The following is a 754-nucleotide window of genomic DNA, read 5'->3' as shown; positions in this document are numbered from 1 at the left end:
CGAGGACAGACCACTATGGTACACAGCCACTTTATTACCAAAGCGGGCCCGAAAACGATCGGCTTCGCCGCCCGACAGGCTGTCGGCGCCGGCACCGCCTTCGATCCAGTCGTCGCCGGCAGCGCCGCCCAGCGTATCGTTGCCGAGGCCGCCGGAGAGCGTATCGGCACCGAGGGACGCGTTGATCAGGTTGTTGAAGGCGTTACCGGTGATGCGGTCGTCGAACGTCGAGCCGATCAGGTTCTCGATGTTGAGCAGCGTATCCATGCCGCCCCCACCGGTATTCTGAGCGCCGGTCACCGCCATGCGGATGGTGATGGCGGCCTCCGCGGCAATGTAGGTGACGGTGTCGATCCCGTCGCCGCCATCCAGCCTGTCATTGCCCGCGCCGCCGTTCAGCGTATCGTTTCCGGCGCCGCCAAGCAGGGTGTCATCGCCCTCGCCGCCCGACAGGTTGTCGTTCCCGCCCTGGCCGTCGAAGAGGTTGGCACCGCTGTCGCCGGCCATGATGTCGGAACCATTGCCGCCGATGGCGCCCTCGATGCTGATCAGGACGTCGCCGGCCGCGTGGCCGCCTGCCGTCGTGCCCAGCGCCAGGTTGATGTTGACGGCGGAGGAGCCGGTATAGACGGCGACATCCAGGCCATCGCCACCATTCAGCGTATCCGCGCCCGTACCACCCAGCAGGGAGTCGTTGCCGCCGCCGCCGATGAGGACATTGGCTGCCGTCGTGCCGGCCAGGCTGTCCGCGCCG

Annotated in this window: 1 protein-coding gene; it reads right to left on the bottom strand. The window is 67.2% G+C overall.

The genetic code is table 11. The features are described 5' to 3' along the window. Window positions 1-754 (bottom strand): calcium-binding protein (locus ACLD7X_RS17470; protein ID WP_482763994.1); only part of this gene is annotated, 754 nt, incomplete at both ends.

Origin of the sequence: Aphanothece microscopica RSMan92, assembly GCF_046613545.2 — a bacterium.
Taxonomy (GTDB): Bacteria; Cyanobacteriota; Cyanobacteriia; order PCC-6307; family Cyanobiaceae; genus NIES-981.
This window is presented reverse-complemented; position numbering and strand designations above follow the sequence as displayed.